The sequence below is a fragment of the Actinomyces sp. 432 genome (assembly GCF_009930875.1).
Taxonomy (GTDB): domain Bacteria; phylum Actinomycetota; class Actinomycetes; order Actinomycetales; family Actinomycetaceae; genus Actinomyces.
Genome location: NZ_CP025249.1, coordinates 1,619,767 through 1,640,189, shown reverse-complemented (window position 1 = coordinate 1,640,189; position 20,423 = coordinate 1,619,767). Strand labels below are relative to the sequence as shown.

The window sequence follows — 20,423 nt, the reverse complement described above, 5'->3', positions numbered from 1 at the left end:
CAGCAGTGCGCAGCTACATCGCCGCTAACAAAGCGCGGGTGGCCGACGTGGTGGCGCGCGAACTGGCCGGCTGTGCTGCGCCGGTTTCGCAGGCCACCTACCTGTCCTGGATCGACGTGCGCCCACTGCTGCGCTCCGGCGCCGGACCCGCCGCCGGGAGAGGAGACGCGCTTGCGGACGCAACCACCGCCCTGGCCGTTCAGATTCGTGAGCATTCCGGCCTGGTGCTCACTGCCGGCAGTACTTACGGCCGTGCCGGCGCCGGCTTCCTCCGCATGAATCTGGGCACTCAGCTCGCTCGCGTTGACGATGGCCTCGAGCGCCTGGTGCGCGGGGTGCGCAACTGGGCGGCTGCCGGGCACTGAAACGACACGTCGGTCACGCTCGTATATTCAGCTGTGACGTTAATCGTTTGACTTAACCTCATGTGACGACTCACACTCTTGTTAGCGGGCGCGGTTGCCCGGTCCACTAATGAGCTAGCAGGAGGGGCGATGGCGACTCTCAGTGATGTCGCTGATGCAGCCGGCGTCTCCACGGCCTCCGCCTCCTTGGTGCTGTCGGGCAAGGCGCAGGGGAGGGTTTCCCAGGCTACAGCGGACCGTGTGCGCGCCGCGGCGGAGGACCTCGGCTACGTGCGCGATGCGCTTGCAGGCGGCATGCGCAACCGCCGCACGCGCACCGTGGGGGTGCTCGGCGTCCGGGTCCTGTCCACTCCCTACGCGGTTGCGATGATCGACGCCATCCTCAGCGCCTGCGCAGAACTCGGCTGGTCCGTGCTGCTGACCGACTCCGGCGGGGAACCGGAACCGACCCGCCGCGCGGTGCGCGAGCTGCGCTCCCGGCGCGTAGACGTCATCGTGCACGCCGCCATGTACCACCAGCAGGTGCGCGTGCCGGCGGAGCTGGACAACGTGGCGGTCCTGAACGGCTTCGCCGATCGGGACGACGTCGTCGGAGTTGTGCCCGATGAGGAGGCGGCTGCGCGCGCCGCGGTAACGCACCTGCTGGAGCTGGGTCACCGCCGGATCGGCCACCTGACTCAAGACGTCTGTGCTGTCGCCATTGGGATGCGCCGCGCAGCATACGAGACAACCCTGCGCGAGGCGGGCATTACCCCGGACCCAGACCTGGTGATAGCAGCCGGACAGCACCCAGAGCAGGCGGATGCCGGTGCCCGCAGGCTGCTGGACCGCCAGAACCGTCCCACTGCGGTCTTCTGCTACAACGACGGCATGGCGGCCGGCGTGTACCGCACGGCCGCAGCCCTGGGAATCTCCATCCCCGAGCAGCTGTCGGTTGTCGGCTTCGACGACCTGCGGCTGATCTCCACGAATCTGGCGCCCCAGCTGACCACCATGCGCCTGCCCCACTACGAGATGGCGGACTGGCTCGTGCGGCGGCTGATCCACGACGACCTGCCCGAGCCCGCAGGCATCCACCGCTTCCCGTGTGACCTCATCGTCCGCAACTCAACCGCCCCCGCACCCCCGGGCGCCTGAGCCCCGGGCCGGGCGGCCCCCACAAGCCCCGGATTCGCCCCGATTCCGGTAAACCATCCCAGTGACACACGAAGGAGTGTCCATGTCCACTACTCGCCGCACGTTCCTCGGCCTGGGCGTAACCGCCGCAGTGGCCGCCACGCTCGCCGCCTGCTCCTCCCAGCAGGGCGGCTCCGCCTCCGGCTCCTCCGGTGCCATCACGCTGTGGACCCACAACGGGGGCAACAGCGAGGAGCTCGCCGTCGTCAAGAATGCGGTGGAGGCCTTCAACGCGGCCAACCCCGACACCCCCGTCGAGGTCAAGGACTTCCCGCAGGCCTCCTACAACGACTCCATCGCGGCGGCCGCCGTGGCCGGGGACCTGCCCGACATCCTCGACCTGGACGGCCCCATCATGCCCAACTGGGCCTACTCCGGTTACCTTGCGCCCCTGCAGATCTCCTCGGAGCTGGAGGACAGCATCATCGACTCGGCCAAGGGCTACTGGAATGACACCCTGTACTCGGTGGGCCCCTACGACACCTCCCTGTGCTTCCTGGGCCGCAAGTCCGCCTTCGAGGCCGCCGGCGTGCCCATCCCCACGATCGACCAGCCGTGGACCCGAGAGGAGTTCGATGACGCCCTGGCCAAGCTCTCCGAGCTGCCCGACTACGACTACGCGATCGACTTCTCGGTAGCGGATACGGCCGAGTGGTGGCCCTACGCCTACGCCCCGATGCTGCAGTCCTTCGGTGGCGACCTGATCGATCGGGAGACCTTCGAGACTGCCGATGGCTTCCTCAACGGCGACGCCGCGGTGCAGTGGGGCGAGTGGTTCCGCTCCTGCTTCACCAAGGGATACGCCTCCGAGACGCCCGCAACGGACGGGCAGGACTTCCTCCAGGGCAAGGTGCCGCTCTACTACGCCGGCGGCTGGAAGGTGCTCCAGTCGCAGGAGACCTTCGGCGAGGACGAGGTGCTCATCCTCCCGCCGGTGGACTTCGGACAGGGCGCGCGCGTCGGCGGCGGCTCCTGGCAGTGGGGCGTGTCGGCCACCAGCTCCAACCCCGCCGCGGCCAACGCATTCATCGAGTTCCTCATGCAGGACGAGTACCTGGTGGAGTACTCCAACGCCATCGGCAACTTCCCCTCTGTGCCCTCGGCCACGCCGCAGACCGAGTACTACAAGGAGGGCGGGGCCCTGGAGCCCGTGTACGAGATCGGCACCAAGTACGCCCTCCTGCGCCCCGCCACGCCCGGCTACAAGGTGATCTCCTCGATCTTCGACAAGGCCGCCCGTGACATCGTCTCCGGTGCCGACGTGAAGTCCACCCTGGACCAAGCGGTCAAGGACATCGACGCCGACATCACCTCCAACAACGGCTACCAGGCCAAGTGACGGCAGCTTCCGTCCCGAGTACCGGTGGGGACGCAGTCGGCGTCCCCACCGGGGAGGAGACACTCATGTCCACGTCAACCGCAACCACGTCGTCTAAACGCGTCGGGCGCTCCGCCGCGCTGCGCAAGGAGGCCCGCACCGCCTGGCTCATGTCAGCGCCCGCGCTGCTGCTGCTAACGCTGTTCCTGGGCATCCCCATCGTGCTCACCTTCGCGCTCAGCTTTACCAACGCGCGCCTGATATCCCCCAACCCGCCCGAGTTCATCGGGCTGAGCAACTTCATCCGCGCCTTCAGCAGCGACCCGACCTTCATCAGGTCGCTGACCAACACGGCCTTCTTCGCGCTCATCGTGGTGCCCTGCCAGTCCGGGCTCGCCCTGGCGCTGGCGATCCTGGTCAACCAGAAGGTCAAGGGCGTGACCGCCTTCCGCACCATGATCTTCATGCCGGTGGTCACTTCCATGGTGGTGGTATCCATCCTGTGGAGCTTCTTCTACGAGAAGGACGGCCTGTTCAACTCGATCCTCAACACCCTCACCGGTGGCGGCTGGACAGCCGTGGCGTGGCTGAATAATCCCGGCACGGCGATGCCCGCCATCATCTTGCTGTCCATCTGGCAGGCGGTCGGCCTGCACATGATTATCTGGCTGTCCGGGCTGCAGGGAATCGACCCGGCGCTGTACGAGGCCGCCGCACTCGACGGCGTCAATGGCTGGCAGCGCTTCCGGTACGTCACCTGGCCGGGACTCCACTCCACGATGGTGTTCATCCTGGTCACTATCACCATTGCCGCACTGGGCCTGTTCGTGCAGGTGGACGTAATGACCTCGGGCGGACCCCAGGACGCCACCTCCACACTCGTCTACCACGCCGTACGCAAGGGCTACCGCGAGCAGGACATGGGCTACGGCAGCGCGATCTCGCTGATTTTCTTCGTCGCCGTGCTAGTGATCAGCCTCATCCAGCGGCGCCTGACCAGAGAGGGTGACTGACATGACCACCGCAGCGAACACCGCAGGCCCGGCCCCGGAGGCCACGCCGGGGACCTCGCGCAGGCGCGGGCGTGCCGCCACCAAGCGCCGCTCCCGGATCCTGACCTACCTGGGGCTGACAGTGGCGGCCGTCGTCGCCGTCTTCCCCCTGCTGTTCATGATCTTCTCGTCCTTCAAGAGCGACGCCCAGATCTTCTCCGATCTCGGCTCGTTCAAGGCGTTCCTGCCGGTGGGGGACTTGAGCCTGGACAACTACGAGGGTGTATTCAACCGGGTGCCGGCAGGACGCTTCATCGCCAACTCCGTCATCGTCACCGTGGCGATCGTGGGCCTGGGACTGATCGTGAACTCCATGATCGGCTTCGCCATCTCACGCATGCGCTGGAGGGGCAAGAACCTGATCCTGTCCCTGGTGCTGGCCACCCTGATGGTGCCTTTTGAGACCATCGCGGTGCCGCTGGTCTTCTGGGTGGCGAAGCTGCCCTCCATCCAGTGGGCCGTGGACGGCTTCCTGCTCAAGCAGGGCATGCTCAACACTTACCAGGTGCAGATCCTGCCCTACGTGGCCAATGCGCTGGCGATCTTCCTATTCGCTCAGCACTTTGGCGACATCCCCAAGGAGATCGACGAGGCCGCCCGCGTCGACGGTGCAAGCTGGTGGACCATCTACCGCAAGATCATCGTGCCGCTGTCCGGGCCCACCTTTGCCACGGTTGCGATCATCACCATGCTGCCGGCCTGGAACTCCTACCTGTGGCCCCTGATGGTGGTGCAGCAGGAGTCGATGCGACCGGTGAGCGTGGGGATGCAGTACTTCTTCCAGCTCAATCCCGTATGGGGCCAGATCATGGCCTATGGCACGCTGATCACCCTGCCGGTGCTGATCATCTTCGTCATCTTCCAACGCTCCTTCGTGCAGTCGCTGGCCGGCACCGCGGTCAAGGGGTGAGCGATGGGACTGGAGCTTGCAGACCACTGGCTGTGGGACCACTGGATCGCCGACGACGGCGAGCACTACCACCTGTTCTTCCTGCGCGCCTCCCGGGCACTGCATGACCCGGACCGGCGGCACTGGCGGGCCTCCATGGGGCACGCCGTTTCCGCCGACGCGCGCAACTGGCAGCTGCTTCCGGACGCCCTGGTGCACTCCGACGGCCCGGCATTCGATGACCAGGCCATCTGGACGGGTTGCACCATAAACAAGCCCGGCGGCGGTATGCGGGTGTTCTACACGGGCATCTCCCGGGCGGAGCGCGGCATGGTCCAGCGGATCGGCTGGGCCGACTCCGCCGACGGCGTCACCTTTGAGCGCTGCTGCGCGCAGCCGCTCGAGGCGGACGGACGGTGGTATGAGAAGTGGAGCCCCGGCTACGCCTTCGACGAGCCGTGGCGCGATCCCTTCGTGTTCCGCCATGACGGGCTGTGGCACATGCTGGTCACCGCCCGCGCCCGGGGCGTTGACCGCAAGCACGCCGGCGTGATCGGGCACGCGGTGTCCGCGGACCTCGACCACTGGGAGGTGCTGCCACCCCTGACCGAGCCGAGCAGGTTCGGTCAGCTCGAGGTCAGCCAGTCGCGGCACGTGGAGGGTCGGCACCTGCTGGTCTTCTCATGCGGTGCGGACATGCAGGCCGAACCCGGGCCGGGCGGAGTGTGGATCGCCGAGGGGGACAGCCCCCTGGGGCCCTGGGACGTCGACTCCGCCCGGTACGTGGTTCCGGAGCACCTGTACGCCGGCCAGCTGGTTCAGCTGCGGGACGGCCAGTGGATCTACACCGGCTTCAACGACGTCGTCGACGGCGAGTTCATCGGCACCATGCCCGATCCACTGCGCTGGGACGAGGTCGGGCTAGCGGCGGCACCGTAGCGGTATCTGCACCTTCACCGGCACGAACAGGCGGCCCGGGATGTCGAGAGGCACCCGGGCCGCCTGCGTGCCACAGTCGCGACGTGCTATATCGCACGCGCCGCTCGGCGTCGGGAACTTGCCATCGTGGAATTTCGGAACAAAGATGTTCGTTAAAGTTTGACGTGTGCAAGGAGTCGTCCCCCCGGCTCCGCCGCCCGCACCGCGCCGCCTTGGAGAGGAGTAAGCCATGAGCCAAGTCGATGACGACTCCACCCGCTCACGAGTCCTCGACCTAATCGCAGAGAAGGGCCCGATATCAGCCGCCCAGCTGGCCAAGGTGCTCAGTCTCACCCCCGCAGCCGTGCGCCGTCACCTCACCGCGCTGGAGCAGTCCGGTGAGATCGCGGTCCACAACCCGGCCGCCAGCGGCAAGCGCCGCCGCGGCCGCCCGGCACGCTTCTACGTCGCTACCGCGCACGCGCACACGAGCTTCGGCGAGGGGTACTCGGAGCTGGCCAACCGGGCCCTGTCCTACCTGTCGCAGGTAGGCGGGGACAAGGCCATTGACTCCTTCGCCGCCTCCCGCGGCCGCGATCTGGAGCGCCGCTACATGCCCATTGTCGAGGCCGTCGGAAAGGACCCGGCCGAGCGGGCGCGCGCCCTGGCGGACGCCCTGACCCTGGATGGCTACGCGGCCACGGTCCGTGACGTAGGTGACGGTACCTTCGCCGTTCAGCTGTGCCAGGGCCACTGCCCGGTGCGCGAGGTCGCCGGGCACTTCCAGGCACTCTGCGACGCCGAGACCCGCACCTTCGCGCGCCTGCTCGGTGTACCCGTGCAGCGCCTGGCCACCCTGGCCGGCGGCGAGCACGTTTGCACCACACACGTACCCATCGCCATGCCCACGCTGCGCAAGCGCGCTGCACGGGCGGTAGACCAGCGGGGCCGCAGCCCCCGAAGAATGGAAGGAAACTGATGACAGCTCCCGTGACTGAGACCGTCCGCAGCAGCGACGACGAGATCATCGAGTCGATTTCAGAGACCTACGAGTACGGCTGGCGTGACTCCGACGCCGCCGGCCTCTCCGCCAGGCGCGGCCTGGACGAGCAAGTGGTCCGTGAGATCTCCGCGCTGAAGGGCGAGCCCGAGTGGATGCTGCAAAAGCGCCTGAAGGCGTACGAGATCTTCAAGCGCAAGCCCATGCCGACCTGGGGCGTGGACCTGTCCGACTTGGACATGGACCAGGTCAAGTACTTCGTGCGCTCCACAGACAAGCCGGCCTCCTCCTGGGAGGACCTGCCCGAGGACATCCGCAACACCTACGACCGGCTCGGGATTCCCCAGGCGGAGCGCGACCGGCTCGTGGCCGGGGTAGCCGCACAGTACGAGTCCGAGGTCGTCTACGAGCAGATCCGCGAGGACCTTCAGGAGCAGGGCGTGATCTTCCTGGACACCGACTCCGCCCTGAAGCAGTACCCCGAGCTGATGCGGGAGTACTTCGGCTCCGTCGTGCCCGCAGGCGACAACAAGTTCGCCGCCCTGAACACGGCCGTGTGGTCCGGCGGCTCCTTCATCTACGTGCCGCCGGGCGTGCAGGTGGAGATCCCCCTGCAGGCCTACTTCCGCATCAACACCGAGAACATGGGCCAGTTCGAGCGCACCCTGATCATCGCTGACGAGGGCTCCTACGTGCACTACGTGGAGGGCTGCACCGCCCCCATCTACTCCACCGACTCCCTGCACTCGGCGATCGTGGAGATCATCGTCAAGAAGAACGCGCGCGTGCGCTACACGACCATCCAGAACTGGTCCAACAACGTCTACAACCTGGTCACCCAGCGCGCCACCTGCGCCGAGGGCGCCACCATGGAGTGGGTGGACGGCAACATCGGTTCCAAGCGGAACATGAAGTACCCGGCCGTCTTCCTCATGGGGCCCCACGCCCGCGGTGAGGCCCTGTCCATCGCCTTCGCCGGCGCCGGGCAGCACCAGGACACCGGCGCCAAGATGGTCCACATGGCGCCGCACACCTCCAGCCACATCGTCTCCAAGTCGATCTCCCGGGGCGGCGGCCGCTCCGGCTACCGCGGCCTGGTGCAGGTACAGAAGAACGCCCGGCACTCCAAGTCCAATGTGCTGTGCGACGCCCTGCTGGTGGATGAGATCTCGCGCTCGGACACCTACCCGTACGTGGACGTGCGCACCGACGACGTCGAGATGGGGCACGAGGCCACCGTGTCCAAGGTGAGTGCCGACCAGCTGTTCTACCTGATGCAGCGCGGGCTGACCGAGACCGAGGCCATGGCCACGATCGTGCGCGGCTTCGTCGAGCCCATCGCCCGGGAGCTGCCCATGGAGTACGCCCTGGAGCTCAACCGGCTCATCGAGCTGCAGATGGAGAACTCCGTCGGCTGAGCCGGCCGGCACACGCAGCCCGTACTTTTTACTGCCCGATTACGAGCCGCCGGAGGCGATCCGGCAAGGAGCACTCATGCCCGAATTAAAGACCGACCACTCGCGCGCGTCGTTGGAGGGCGCCCACTCGCACGGCGGGCGACGCTACGTCTCCTCCCGCGCAGAGAGGCCCACTTCCTTCGACCCGGCCGACATCCCGGTTCCCCACGGCCGCGAGGAGGAGTGGCGGTTCACCCCCGTCAAGCGCTTCGCCCCCCTGTTCGACCTCGACGCCGTCATGGCGGGATCCGGCTCCGGACCGCTGGTCGTTGACATCGATGCCCCGGCGGGCACCGAGGCCGAGACCGTCGACCGCCAGGACCCGCGCCTGGGCGTCGTCGGGGCCCCAGTCGACCGTACCGGGGTTGTCGCCTGGGCCGCCTTCCAGGCCGCAACCGTGCTAACCGTGCTGCCCGGGGCGGTGCTGGAGCGGGCGGTGCGCGTGACCACCACCGGCGCGGATGAGGCGCTGGCGCACCCCGCCGCCCAGCACATTCGCGTCATCGCCGAGAGGGATGCGGTGGGTACGGTGCTGCTCGACCACCGCGGCACCGCCGCGCTGACCCAGACCGTGGAGGTGACTGTGGCCGACGGGGCCGAGCTGACCCTGGTGACGATTCAGGGGTGGGAGGACCGTGCCGTTCACGCCTCCAACCACCGCGTGCGCGTGGAGGGGCGCGGCGTCCTCAAGCACGTCGTCGTCTCCCTGGGCGGGGACGTGCGCATCTGCTCCGACCTCGGCTTCCAGGGCGAGGGTGGACACATTGACGCCTACGGCGTGTACTTCACCGACGGCGGCCAGCACCAGGAGCACCGCCCCTACGTCGCCCACACCGAGCCGCACTGCTACTCCCGGGTCGCCTACAAGGGCGCCCTGCAGGGGGAGAGCGCTCACTCCGTGTGGGTAGGCGACTGCTTCATCGGTGCCGGCGCGCGCGGCACCGACACCTACGAGCTCAACCGCAACCTGGTGCTCACCGAGGGCGCCAAGGCGGACTCCATCCCCAACCTGGAGATCGAGAACGGCAACATTGAGGGCGCCGGGCACGCCTCGGCAACCGGCCGTTTTGACGACGAGCAGCTGTTCTACCTGCGCGCCCGCGGCATCCCGGAGATGGAGGCCCGCCGCCTGGTGGTGCTCGGCTTCTTCAACGAGATCGTCGCTGAGATCCGCGTGCCCGAGGTCGAGGAGCGGCTGATGGCCGCGATAGAGAAGGAGCTCGAGCTGACCGGGCTCGTATCCGCCCGCGAGCAGGCCGCCGCCGTCTGAGCCCCAACCACTTTGCCCACGAAAGAAGAACCAAGAGTTATGAGCACCCTCGAGATCAAGAACCTCCACGTCCAGGTCGCCACCAACGACGGTCCCAAGCCCATCCTCAAGGGCGTGGACCTGACCGTCGCCTCCGGTGAGGTGCACGCCATCATGGGCCCCAACGGCTCCGGCAAGTCGACCCTGGCATACTCCATCGCCGGCCACCCAGACTATGAGGTCACCGAGGGCGAGGTGCTGCTGGACGGCGTCAATATCCTCGACATGACCGTCGACGAGCGCGCCCGGGCGGGCCTGTTCCTGGCCATGCAGTACCCCGTTGAGGTCCCCGGCGTAACGGTGGCCAATTTCCTGCGCACCGCCAAGACGGCCGTCGACGGCGAGGCCCCCAAGGTCCGCCAGTGGATCGGCCAGGTCAACCAGGCCATGGAGAACCTGCGCATGGACCCGGCCTTCGCCCAGCGAGATGTGAACGCGGGCTTCTCCGGCGGCGAGAAGAAGCGCTTCGAGATCCTGCAGATGGAGCTGCTGCGCCCCCGCTTCGCCATCCTGGACGAGACGGACTCCGGCCTGGACATTGACGCGCTGCGCATCGTCTCCGAGGGGGTCAACCGGCTGCACGACGCCTCGGACGCCGGCTTCCTGCTGATCACGCACTACACGCGCATCCTGCGCTACATCAAGCCCAGCCACATTCACGTGTTCGTGGACGGCCGGGTTGCCGAGGAGGGCGGTGCGGACCTCGCCGACCGCCTGGAGGAGGAGGGCTACGACCGCTTCCTCGCCTGAGGCGTCGGCCGACGCCCCGCCGCATACCCGCAAACCGATACTCAGGGGGCAAAGCACATGACCGAACCGAACCGGCCTCAGCCGCAGGCGGTGGGTAACCCACTGACCGCGGCCGAGATCGCCTCCTTGCGCGCGGACTTCCCGTACCTGGGGCGGCCCGCCCGCAATGGTGAGGCACTGGCCTACCTGGACTGGGCCGCCACCAGTCAGAAGCCGGCTGCGGTCATTGACGCGGAGGCGGACTTCTATCGCCGCTCCAACGGGGCTGCCGGACGTTCCACCTACCAGCTGGCCGATGAGGCCACGGCTGTGTGGGAGGACGCCCGGGACGCCGTCGCGGAGTTCGTAGGCGCCCGCGGCAGTCAGCTGGTGTTCACCAAGAACGCCACCGAGGCCGTCAACCTGGTGGCGCTGGCCATCGGCCACGCCAGCTTGGGGCGGCCCGCCGAGCGCGGCGGGGCGGCGGCAGCCGCGACCGACGCCGCGGCCCGCCTGCGCGTCGGGGCGGGAGACGAGATTGTGGTGACGGTGGCCGAGCACCACGCCAACCTGGTGCCCTGGCAGGAGCTGGCGGCCCGCACCGGCGCCACCCTGCGCTGGCTGGACCTGACCGAGGACGGACGCATCGATCCGAGCACGGTCTCGGTTATCACCGACCGCACCCGGGTTCTCGCCATGACCCACGCCTCGAATGTGACCGGAGCGATCACGCCGCTGGCGCAGCTCCTGCCCGCCGCCCGCAGCGCCGGCGCCCTGGTGGTGCTGGATACCTGCCAGTCCTCCCCGCACCTGCCCCTGGACTTCGGTGCCCTTTCCGCGGCCGGGGTAGATGCCATGGTGCTCTCCAGCCACAAAATGCTGGGCCCAACCGGGATTGGTGCTCTCGTGGCCACCGAGGAGCTGCTGGACGCGATGCCGCCGGTGCTCACCGGTGGCTCCATGATCGAGACGGTCACCATGGCCTCATCAACCTATATGCCCGGACTCGCACGCTTCGAGGCCGGCAGTCAACCGCTCGCCCAAGCGGCCGGCTGGCATGCAGCCGTCGACTATCTCGCACGAATCGGCATGGACAGGCTGCACGCCTCCGAGCAGCTCTTACTGGAACGCGCCCTGCGGGGCATGAGGGAGGTGCCCGGTCTGCGGATTCTCGGGCCGAGCGGCACTCAGGACCGCCTGGGGGTGGTTGCCTTCGCCCTGGATGGGGTTCACCCCCACGACGTCGGCCAGGTGCTCGACGCCGCCGGCGTGGCGGTGCGTACCGGGCACCACTGCGCCCAGCCGATTCACGCGCACTTCGGGGTGCCCTCATCCTCACGGATATCCTTAGGCCCGGTGACCACGCCCGCGGAGATAGACCGGTTCCTTGAGGCCGTCGCCACAGTCCGCGGCTACTTCCAGAGGTGAACATGAACGAACTTGATCAGCTGTACCAGCAGGTCATCCTCGACCACTCGCGCGAGCGCCACGGCGCGGGTGCCCTGGATGCACCGGACGCCGTCTCCCATCAGGTCAACCCGACCTGCGGAGACGAGGTTACCTTGGGGGTGCGGGTGGTTGACGGGCGCATCGAGTCCGTCGGCTGGGAGGGGGACGGCTGCTCCATCTCACAGGCGTCCATCTCGGTTATGCATGATCTGGTAGATGGCGCGGACTTAGCGACCGTGGCGAGGCTCGAGGCGGAATTCGACGCGCTGATGCACTCGCGCGGGCGCGGCGTCGATCCCGCCGTGCTGGACGAACTGGAGGATGCCGCGGCCTTCGAAGGCGTGTCGAAGTATCCCAACCGGGTCAAATGCGCCTTATTGGGATGGATCGCGCTCAAGGATGCGTTGCTCAAGGCAGGTGAGCCATTGGAAGGAACCCAGGCGGACTGACCGGTTCCGCTCGTCCCGGGACCCGCATCCGTCCTTTTCACTGTTACAGACCCTGAATCACCCTTTAGGAGGAGCAAATGAGCCAAACCGCTCAGGAAACCAATCCGATGGCCGCGCAGCAGGCGCCGACCACCGTCGCCGACGTCGATGTGGCGGCCATTGAGGAGGCGCTGCGCGACGTCATCGACCCGGAGCTGGGCATCAATGTCGTGGACCTCGGCCTGCTGTACGGGATATCGATCGAGCCTGACGGCACCATCGTGCTAGACATGACCCTGACGACGGCCGCATGCCCGCTCACTGACATCATTGAGGAGCAGGCTCAGCAGGCACTCGGACTGATCGCCGACAAGGTGCGCGTGCAGTGGGTGTGGCTGCCGCCGTGGGGCCCGGACAAGATCACCCCGGAGGGTCGCGAGCAGCTGCGTGCCCTCGGCTTCAACGTCTGACCCGCGGGCCAGCCGAGCCGGACCGCCGTCCGGAGGTGGTGCGCAGGTCGCGGCTGCGCACCGCCAGTACGCCCGATGCAATCCCGGCCACGCCGCCCAGCAGCAGCCAGGCCGCCGTTGGCTCGGCCGCCTGGGCGAATAGGCCCGCATCCATGACCGACCGGGGCAGGTCCAGGCTGGGCCCGAGCTGGGCGATTCCTAGTCCAACTAGCAGCGGCGCCCACGCCAGCCACCGTAGCCGCGGCCAGGCACCACCCAGTAGCGCGGTGACACCAATGCAGGCCGCTGCGGCGGGCCACTGCCCGGCCATCAGCCGCAGCGCGTCAGCGGCGGTGGTATCCAGCAGCGCGTGTCCCACCAGACCCGCCGCCAGCGCGGCCGCACCGAGCGTGAGCGCCGTCGCCAGCAGAGCGACCAGGCACCAGGCGGCCAGCTGCCGCGCCGACCCGGTGCCGGTGCCGCGCGCCGCCTCAACCAGCCCGGAGCACTCCTCGGCGGCGAAACGCCCGGTCAGCACCACTGCCTGCGCGCAGGCCATGGCAGCCGTCAGCACGCCGACGTAGCCGAGGAATCCCGCGCCTGGATCGCCACCGCCCAGTTGTGAGCCGAGCACGCCCCCGTCCACTGCGCCCTTTCGGGCGAAATCGACCATGTTCTCGCCCATGGCCGTGAGCACTCCAGCGATGGTTGCGGTCGCCACCGCCCACACCAGCAGTTGTATGCCAGACAGCCGCAGTGCCAGTGTCACCGGGCCACGAGCCCGCAGCGGGTGCCGACGTCCGGACCCGATCCGAACCAACCCGGCACCCAGGTCCCGACGATGCGCGGCGGCCGCGGCTGCCGTAAGCAGTACCAGCAGTGCCGCACACACAACCAGCAGCGGACGCCAATCGTTCTCGCCGCCGGGGTCGATGATGCCGCGCAGCGCGAAAGGGGACCAGGCACCGGCCCACGTCCAGCCCTCGGCGGCCCACGCGCCGTGCCCGGCGTACAGCAATCCCAGGGCGGCGAGCCCGACGCCGCGTGCACCGGTGGCGTCGGTGGTCAGCTGCGCAAACAGCAGGGTAAAGGCGCCAATCAGGGCGCAGGTACCGCACACTGCGGCGCCGTAGGCGAGGGCATCCGCGCTGTTCGCCCCGTCTAACGCCGCCAGGCCCGCTCCGGCGCCCACGCCGAGCAGAAGGCAATGAGCGGCGAGCACCAGGCAAGACGCGGCCAATTCGCCGACCGGACCGACGCCGATACCATGCAGCATCTCCGAGCGCCCGCCGTCCTCCTGGGCGCGCGTGACCGCGACCGCGCGCAGCACCACCACGATTCCCAGCAGCAGGCAGGTCAGCGCCCCGAGCTCCCAGACCGCGAGCTGCACTACGGCAGCACTCGCGGGCAGCTCACCGTACAGAGCGGCGGTGGTCTTCGACAGTCTTAACGCTGCCACGGCACGAGCCAGATCCGCGGCCGTGGCGTAAGTGGTCGCATAGCTAGGGGCGAGTAGAGCGGTCAACTGTGCGACCGTCGTCGGCAGGGCCAGCAACCAGGCGCGTTCCTCACGGGCGAGGATACGGGCGGTGTGCAGGACGTGTCGCATGAGTGCCGGTCGCGTGATCATCGGGCCTGGCCCTCGTAGTGACGCAGGAAGAGGTCCTCCAGGGACGCCGGGGCGCAGGTCAGTCCCTGGGCGCCCGCGGCGATGAGGGCGCTCAGCACATTCGGAACGTCCTCAGCGGGCGCCGATATTCGCGTCACGCCGTCGGCCCCCGCCGGCGGGGCGTTGATGCCGCGTGGTAGTTCCGGTGCAGCGCCGTCGGGCAGACGGCAGGTGATCGTCGAGTCGCGCAGGTGCCGCAGCGCGTCCAGTGTGCCGGTCTCCACGGTGCGCCCATCCTTGATAATGGTGACCGCGTCGCACACGCGGTCCACCTCGTCCAGCAGATGGCTGGACAGCAGCACCGTGCGGCCCCCGGCGGCCGCCTGGCGCACACAGGTCTGGAATACCTCCTCCTGAAGCGGGTCGAGTCCGGCGGTGGGCTCATCCAGGACGATTAGTTCGCACGGCGCCGCCAGGGCCGCGATCAGGGCCACCTTCTGTCGATTGCCCTTGGAGTAGCTGCGCACCGGCTTGGACGGATCCAGACTGAATGCCTCGATCAGCTCCGCCTCGCGGCGTCGATCGCGGCGGCCGCGCAGTGCGGCGAAGGCGTCCAGAGTCTGCGCCCCGGTCAGGGCCGGCCACAGCGCCACGTCGCCGGGTACGTAGGCGGTGCGCCGGGTGATGGCGTTCGCCGCGTGCGCCGGATCGAGTCCCAGCACCCGCACCTCGCCGGCGCTCCGGCGGTACATGCCCAGCAGTACGCGAATCGTGGTGGACTTGCCGGCGCCGTTGGGACCGAGGAAGCCGTGGATCTGACCGCGGCGCACGTTCAGGTCCAGGCCGTCGACGGCGCGCAGGCGTCCAAAGGCCTTGACTAGGCCGCTGATCTCAATGGCGCCCTCGGGGCGGCGGGAGTCCATTGCGGCGGCGGGCCTGGTGGAGGAGTCGATAGTGACGGAGTCGATAGGCGGCATGCGCCCAGGCTCGGGTGTGACGTCGCGTCGCACTCAAGCGTGCCGTGCGGCGCTCGCCCGGCGTGTCGCGGCCCGCTGTCGGGCGACGGGCGGTGTCGGCCGGTACTGCGTGTTCACCGCGCCCGCCAGCGGGCGATCGCCTCGATCAACAGCCTCTCCATCGCCTCCGCCATCCGTGCATACCCCGGTTCCACCGCGGCAATCAGTTGGAACAGGGGGCGGACACTGGCGGTGTCGAAGTCTTCGGCGAGCTCCCGGCAGCGCTGCGGCCCCAGAACCCGTTCGAATCTGGCGATATTGTCCGCCGCGCGCTCCTCGATCTGCGCGTCGCTCAGGCCCGCGGTGTCCCTGCCGTAGGCCGCCAGGGCGTCGGCGTCCTCACCGTCGTCGGGCTCGGGGAAGATCAGTTCGGCAGCGGGAGGCATGCGCCCGCTGTAGCAGGCCACGTCGACCAGGTCGCGCTCGCGGCGCACGGCCGCCCGTGTCCGCTCATCGGGCGCGGCCGCCTCCAGACGGTCGAAGAAGGCCACCATGCGCGGCGGCATCGGGGAGACGGTCAAGCCCTCCTGCGCCCGCTTCAGCAGGCCGATCAGCATGTCCCGCTGCCGCAGCACCCCGTCCAGGTGCTCCTGTACGGCGTACAGTGCTCCCGACAGGTCGGTGATGACGGTTGCCGCGGCATCCGGGCCCTCCTCCTGCTCGGCGGACCGGCCCAGTATGTGTCCGATGGCCTTCAGCGGGACGCCGGCCTGGACCAGCCAGCGGATGCGTGACAGGCGGGCCACATGGCCGAGGTCGTAGTCGCGCCAGCCGCCCCGCTCCTCGGGCACGGGCAGCAGACCCAGCGAGTGGTAATAGCGCACAGTGCGAACGGAGGTGCCGGTGAGCCGGGCTATTTCGGCGACGCGCATGGGAGGGGTCGTGTCTCCTTCGGTTGAGCCGAGGTGTCCTCAGGGCAGGGCGGCGGACGGTTCGGAGGGATCACAGGCGGGGCTCATGGGACCACCGTAGGCGCCTACGACTCCGCTGTCACCGGACCAACAACGGCCGTTCAGCGCCACAGCCTGGTGCTGAGCCAAACCGCGAACCCCAGGACCGGGACGCAGCCGATCAGCGCCACGATCGTCTCCATGCCGATGACGAACAGTTAGGCGATCAGGCCCAACGCCGCCAGAGCACGCCCCCAGGTGCGGGCGGCCGCCTCCTCGCCGTCGGCCAGGGGCCCCGACTGCCCTTGAACCAGGAAGCTCCTGATCGACGGTGCATCCCGGCCCCGCCCGCGCCGCAGGGCCTTGATAATCGCCTTGGCCGCCGAGCCGCTCAGCCAGCTCTTGGAGGTCACCGTGTCAAAGACGGCCGTGGTAAGGACGGCCGGAATGGTGGTGCGCGCCAGCCATTCGCGCATGCCGCTGTTCGGCACGGTCGCACCGGCTTGCTTAAGAGCCTGGGTGCGCGTGGCTGCGGTCGGTAGTCCCCGGTTGTGGGTGGGAGCTCCCAGAATCAGCAGATCGAGCTTCGCGGACAGCGAGGTGGGTGCTTGGACCGCATCAAGGACCCGGGCCTGCGTCCCGGCATCCGTGAGCCCGGCGGCGACGGCCTCGGCGATCGCCCGGGTGTTGCCGAAGCAGGACTCAACGACGATGAGCGCGGTGGGTGCGGTGGGCATGGTTCCTCCCGGTTGCCGGCGGTGCCCCGGGTGGGGCGGACACACCCAGCGTCGGGTGTGACGTCACGTCGCACGCAAGCGGGTACCGGTTGCGATGGCCCGGTTGGGAGCCGCTGGCCGGCCCGGCGGTGAAGAAACTCCGAGTAGGGCCAAGGCTCACGGAACTGTGTGTCGGGAGTTAGGCACTGCCCGCCACCTTGCCAGTGGAGCCGCAGAGGATTCGCAGCTGCACATCGTGGGATGGAGATCGGCGGGCCATAGGGATCTGCCAACCAGCCGCTCGCGGCCACGTCCACGAGCGGTACCGCACCACAACCAACTAACGAGGGAGAACAGATATGACTGTGCGAATCGGAATCAACGGCTTCGGCCGGATCGGCCGCACCTATCTCAGGGCGGCGCTGGCCAACCACGCGGGCGTCGAGGTCGTCGCCGTCAACGACCTCACCGACGCCGCCACGCTGGGTGTCCTGCTTGAGTGGGACTCCGTCAGCGGCCGTCTGGAGGACGTGCACGCCGACGGTGAGGCGCTCGTGGTGGGCGGCCGACGCATCGCGGTCTTCTCCGAGCCCGACCCCGCCCATATCCCGTGGGACAGCGTAGGAGCCGATGTGGTCATCGAGTCCACCGGATTCTTCACGGACGGAGCCAAGGCCGCCGCCCACCTGGAGGGCGGGGCCAAGAAGGTGATCGTCTCCGCCCCCGCGAAGGGTGACGTTCCCACCTTCGTCCTGGGCATCAATGACGGCGAGCTCGATGTCCACGCCGCTGACGTCTTCTCCAACGGCTCGTGCACCACCAACTCGCTGGCACCGCTCGCGCAGGTTCTCAACGACCTGGTGGGCATTGAAACCGGACTCATGACTACGGTTCACGCCTACACGGGAGATCAGCGCCTGCACGACGCACCGCACCGCGACCTGCGCCGCGCCCGTGCCGCCGCGGAGTCGATCATCCCGACGTCGTCGGGAGCAGCCAGCGCCATCGGAGTGGTCATTCCCGAACTGGAGGGGCGCCTGACCGGGGCCGCCCTGCGCGTACCGGTTCCCGTCGGCTCAATCACCGACCTGACGATTGTCGCGGGCCGGACCACGTCCGTGGAAGAGGTCAACGCCGCCTTCCGGGAGGCCGCGGAGAACGGCCCGCTGGCCGGGTACATGCAGTACTCCGAGGCGCCCATCGTCTCCCGCGACATCGTCGGCAACCCGCACTCGTTGATATTCGATGCTCCGCTGACCGCCGTCGTCGGCAACGAGGTGAAGGTGTTCGGCTGGTATGACAACGAGTGGGGCTTCTCCAACCGGCTCGTCGAGTTCTCCTACCGGATCGGCTCACAGCTGGCCGCCTGACGGCTCCGGGAGCACTGTCGGCAGCGCCCGATGGAGCCTGACGTCGCCGCGCCCTGCCGGGACCCGTCGTCCACCGGGCGGCGGGTCCCCTCAGAGCTGGGAGCCGGAAACGGCGAAGGTGTTGCACTGCTCCAGGGAGCCGGAGCGCATGCCGGTGGTGAACCAGCGCACCCGCTGCTCGGAGGATCCGTGCGTCCAGGTGTCCGAATCGACGGTGCCGCGGGAGCGCTGCTGAATGTGGTCGTCGCCCACTGACTCGGCCGCCTGAATCGCCGTAGCGATCTCCGCTTCCGTGGGTTCCACCAGGAAGGGTGTGCCGGTCTCGGGGTCAACGGTCGTGGCGGCATAGTGCACCCACACGCCCGCGTAGCAGTCGGCCTGGAGCTCGGTGCGTACTGAGTCGGAGTCTGCGCCGCTGCGGGAGCGGTCGGTTGACCCCATCACGCCGAGCAGGTTCTGGATATGGTGGCCGAACTCGTGGGCGACGATGTACTCCTCCGCCAGTGGGGTGTCCTTTGCGCCGAGTGTGGACTCCATGTCGGAGAAGAAGCTCATGTCCAGGTAGACGTTGGAGTCCCCTGGGCAGTAGAAGGGGCCGACGGCGCTGGTGGCCGAACCGCACGCCGTCGACACGGACTGCCCGTCCCACAGGATGAAGCCCGGCTCGGCGTAGGCGGTGCGGGCCTGGGCAGGCAGCTGCTCACTCCACACCGCATCCAGTGACTCGGCGGTTGCGATCATCCGGCACTGGGTGTGCTGGTTGGCGGACTCGCCGCTGGTGCACATGGACGTGTCGATCACGGAGGTGGAGGAGTCGGGGGCGGTGTCCTGCGCGGCCAGCAGTCCGCTCAGGTCGACGCCGGTGACCTGGGAGAGCAGGAGTACCGCCAGCACTGCCAGCACCGAGCCGCCGCCGATGGCGGCGCCACGGCGACCTCCGGAACGCGTCTGTACCCGGTTGGGGTCGAGTTTGATGTTGCGGTTGAAGGACACGGGGCACCTCGTTGCCGGTCGTCACTGGGGTACGTCGATGGGATCTGCAGGAACCAGGCTAGCGGAGCCCGGCGGCGTCAACGTGAACGCGGGCTACTGCGGTGGGAACTGCTGTGGGAACCGTAATGGGAACTGCAATCACAGCCGTTAGGCACAGCTATGGGGCCCAAGGAGCGGTGCGAGTAGTCTGGTCGCGTGCTGTACGACCTGCTGTACAAGACCGTTCTCACCCGCATCGACCCCGAGGCCATACACGACGCCTGTATGGAGGCAATCGAGGCGACCAGCAAGGTGCCGCTCGTGCGCGACGTCGTCCGGCAGGCCTTTGGGCGCCGCCCTGCCTTCCCCGTGCCGTCGGCCAACCAGGGCGGACCATTCGTGCGCCCCGTCCCCGGCATCCTGGGCCTGGCCGCAGGCATGGACAAGGAGGGACAGGCGGTAGAGGGCATGGACATGCTCGGCTTCGGCTTCGTGGAGGTCGGCACCTTCACCGCCCGTCCGCAGCCGGGCAATGACAAGCCCCGCATGTGGCGTTACCCGACCATCCGGGCGGTCCGCAATCGTATGGGCTTCAACAACTCTGGCGCGGATGAGGCCGCCGCGCGCCTGCGCCGCCTGCGCTCAACGCCGCGCGGCCGCTCTATCGTCGTAGGCGCCAATATTGGCAAGACCAAGACCACGCCCCTGGATCAGGCTGCGCAAGACTACGCCTACTCCGCATCAAAGGTCGCCCGCTGGGTCGACTACCTGGTGGTCAACGTCTCCAGCCCCAATACGCCCGGCCTGCGCTCCCTGCAGGAGGTCCAGGCACTGCGGCCGATCCTCGCCGCTGTGCGTGCTGCCGCGGATGATGCCGCGCACCGCCACGTGCCGCTGCTGGTCAAGATTGCGCCGGACCTCGCCAATGAGGACATCGACGCCGTGGCTGACCTGGTGCTGGACATGAAGCTGGATGGGGTGGTGGCCACCAATACGACCATTGACCACGATCTGGGGGAGGGCGGCCTGTCCGGTGCCCCCCTGCTGCCGCGCTCGCTGCAGGTTGTGCGCCGTCTGCGCGCGCGTATGGGGGAGGGGCCCATAATCATCGGCGTGGGCGGTATCTCATCGGTCATGGACGCCGAGCTCATGCTCGATGCCGGCGCTGACCTGCTACAGGCCTACACGGCATTCATCTACAACGGTCCGGCCTGGCCCGGTCGTATCAACCGTGCCCTGGCAATGGTTCCGCGTCACCTGCGCTGACTCGGCCGCGCCCCGGGCCGGTAGGCACAAGTACTTTCAGACCGA

General features: G+C 68.3%; 20 protein-coding genes. 15 read left to right on the top strand and 5 right to left on the bottom strand.

What is annotated here, in order from left to right:
• Window positions 1-5: 5 nt before the first annotated feature.
• From CWT12_RS13425 to CWT12_RS06775, 13 genes are all read left to right on the top strand, one after another.
• Window positions 6-365 carry a hypothetical protein gene (locus CWT12_RS13425; RefSeq protein WP_202616158.1) on the top strand — a complete coding sequence of 120 codons (360 nt, stop codon included), beginning with the start codon at window positions 6-8 and terminating at the stop codon, window positions 363-365.
• A 129-nt stretch (window positions 366-494) separates the two neighbouring features.
• Window positions 495-1,502, top strand: a complete 1,008-nt coding sequence (locus tag CWT12_RS06830; RefSeq protein ID WP_161924221.1) for a LacI family DNA-binding transcriptional regulator — start codon at window positions 495-497, stop codon at window positions 1,500-1,502.
• Between the two features lie 82 nt (window positions 1,503-1,584).
• Window positions 1,585-2,880 (top strand): ABC transporter substrate-binding protein, encoded by a 1,296-nt coding sequence (locus tag CWT12_RS06825; RefSeq protein ID WP_161924220.1) that lies wholly within the window; start codon window positions 1,585-1,587, stop codon window positions 2,878-2,880.
• Window positions 2,881-2,945: 65 nt separating this feature from the next.
• The gene (locus CWT12_RS06820) at window positions 2,946-3,872 is read left to right on the top strand and encodes a carbohydrate ABC transporter permease (protein WP_161924219.1); all 927 of its coding nucleotides are present in this window, start codon (window positions 2,946-2,948) and stop codon (window positions 3,870-3,872) included.
• A 1-nt stretch (window position 3,873) separates the two neighbouring features.
• Window positions 3,874-4,821: a carbohydrate ABC transporter permease gene (locus tag CWT12_RS06815; RefSeq protein ID WP_161924218.1), complete on the top strand. Its 948-nt coding sequence runs from the start codon at window positions 3,874-3,876 to the stop codon at window positions 4,819-4,821.
• Between the two features lie 3 nt (window positions 4,822-4,824).
• The gene (locus CWT12_RS06810; protein WP_161924217.1) at window positions 4,825-5,739 is read left to right on the top strand and encodes a glycosyl hydrolase family 32; all 915 of its coding nucleotides are present in this window, start codon (window positions 4,825-4,827) and stop codon (window positions 5,737-5,739) included.
• A 229-nt stretch (window positions 5,740-5,968) separates the two neighbouring features.
• Window positions 5,969-6,697 carry a helix-turn-helix transcriptional regulator gene (locus tag CWT12_RS06805; protein WP_161924216.1) on the top strand — a complete coding sequence of 243 codons (729 nt, stop codon included), beginning with the start codon at window positions 5,969-5,971 and terminating at the stop codon, window positions 6,695-6,697.
• Complete coding sequence (gene sufB, locus CWT12_RS06800) at window positions 6,697-8,136, top strand: Fe-S cluster assembly protein SufB (protein WP_161924215.1); 1,440 nt, start codon at window positions 6,697-6,699, stop codon at window positions 8,134-8,136. The genes CWT12_RS06805 and sufB overlap by 1 nt, the downstream gene beginning before the upstream one ends.
• A 76-nt stretch (window positions 8,137-8,212) precedes the next feature.
• Window positions 8,213-9,445 carry a Fe-S cluster assembly protein SufD gene (gene sufD, locus CWT12_RS06795; RefSeq protein ID WP_161924214.1) on the top strand — a complete coding sequence of 411 codons (1,233 nt, stop codon included), beginning with the start codon at window positions 8,213-8,215 and terminating at the stop codon, window positions 9,443-9,445.
• A gap of 39 nt (window positions 9,446-9,484) precedes the next feature.
• Window positions 9,485-10,234 (top strand): Fe-S cluster assembly ATPase SufC, encoded by a 750-nt coding sequence (gene sufC / locus CWT12_RS06790; RefSeq protein WP_161924213.1) that lies wholly within the window; start codon window positions 9,485-9,487, stop codon window positions 10,232-10,234.
• A gap of 57 nt (window positions 10,235-10,291) precedes the next feature.
• On the top strand, window positions 10,292-11,641 hold the full coding sequence (locus tag CWT12_RS06785; protein ID WP_161924212.1) for an aminotransferase class V-fold PLP-dependent enzyme: 1,350 nt from the start codon (window positions 10,292-10,294) through the stop codon (window positions 11,639-11,641).
• Between the two features lie 2 nt (window positions 11,642-11,643).
• Window positions 11,644-12,111, top strand: coding sequence for a Fe-S cluster assembly sulfur transfer protein SufU (gene sufU, locus CWT12_RS06780; protein ID WP_161924211.1), 468 nt, complete (start codon window positions 11,644-11,646; stop codon window positions 12,109-12,111).
• A gap of 77 nt (window positions 12,112-12,188) precedes the next feature.
• Window positions 12,189-12,560, top strand: coding sequence for a metal-sulfur cluster assembly factor (locus CWT12_RS06775; protein WP_161924210.1), 372 nt, complete (start codon window positions 12,189-12,191; stop codon window positions 12,558-12,560).
• On the opposite strand, the gene CWT12_RS06770 is transcribed toward CWT12_RS06775, so the two are convergent.
• From CWT12_RS06770 to CWT12_RS06755, 4 genes are all read right to left on the bottom strand, one after another.
• Window positions 12,550-14,169: a hypothetical protein gene (locus CWT12_RS06770; RefSeq protein WP_237564067.1), complete on the bottom strand. Its 1,620-nt coding sequence runs from the start codon at window positions 14,167-14,169 to the stop codon at window positions 12,550-12,552. The genes CWT12_RS06775 and CWT12_RS06770 overlap by 11 nt on opposite strands.
• The gene (locus CWT12_RS06765; RefSeq protein WP_161925343.1) at window positions 14,166-15,071 is read right to left on the bottom strand and encodes an ABC transporter ATP-binding protein; all 906 of its coding nucleotides are present in this window, start codon (window positions 15,069-15,071) and stop codon (window positions 14,166-14,168) included. Before CWT12_RS06765 ends, CWT12_RS06770 begins: the two co-directional genes overlap by 4 nt.
• A 167-nt stretch (window positions 15,072-15,238) precedes the next feature.
• Complete coding sequence (locus CWT12_RS06760; RefSeq protein ID WP_161924208.1) at window positions 15,239-16,036, bottom strand: MerR family transcriptional regulator; 798 nt, start codon at window positions 16,034-16,036, stop codon at window positions 15,239-15,241.
• A gap of 236 nt (window positions 16,037-16,272) precedes the next feature.
• The gene (locus CWT12_RS06755) at window positions 16,273-16,791 is read right to left on the bottom strand and encodes a flavodoxin family protein (RefSeq protein WP_161924207.1); all 519 of its coding nucleotides are present in this window, start codon (window positions 16,789-16,791) and stop codon (window positions 16,273-16,275) included.
• Window positions 16,792-17,129: 338 nt separating this feature from the next.
• Here CWT12_RS06755 and gap point away from each other — a divergent pair, with 338 nt between their 5' ends.
• The gene (gene gap, locus CWT12_RS06750; RefSeq protein ID WP_161924206.1) at window positions 17,130-18,140 is read left to right on the top strand and encodes a type I glyceraldehyde-3-phosphate dehydrogenase; all 1,011 of its coding nucleotides are present in this window, start codon (window positions 17,130-17,132) and stop codon (window positions 18,138-18,140) included.
• A 90-nt stretch (window positions 18,141-18,230) separates the two neighbouring features.
• On the opposite strand, the gene ypfJ is transcribed toward gap, so the two are convergent.
• Complete coding sequence (ypfJ, locus tag CWT12_RS06745; RefSeq protein ID WP_161924205.1) at window positions 18,231-19,133, bottom strand: KPN_02809 family neutral zinc metallopeptidase; 903 nt, start codon at window positions 19,131-19,133, stop codon at window positions 18,231-18,233.
• A 195-nt stretch (window positions 19,134-19,328) separates the two neighbouring features.
• Here ypfJ and CWT12_RS06740 point away from each other — a divergent pair, with 195 nt between their 5' ends.
• Window positions 19,329-20,378 (top strand): quinone-dependent dihydroorotate dehydrogenase, encoded by a 1,050-nt coding sequence (locus CWT12_RS06740; RefSeq protein WP_161924204.1) that lies wholly within the window; start codon window positions 19,329-19,331, stop codon window positions 20,376-20,378.
• Window positions 20,379-20,423 lie beyond the last annotated feature (45 nt).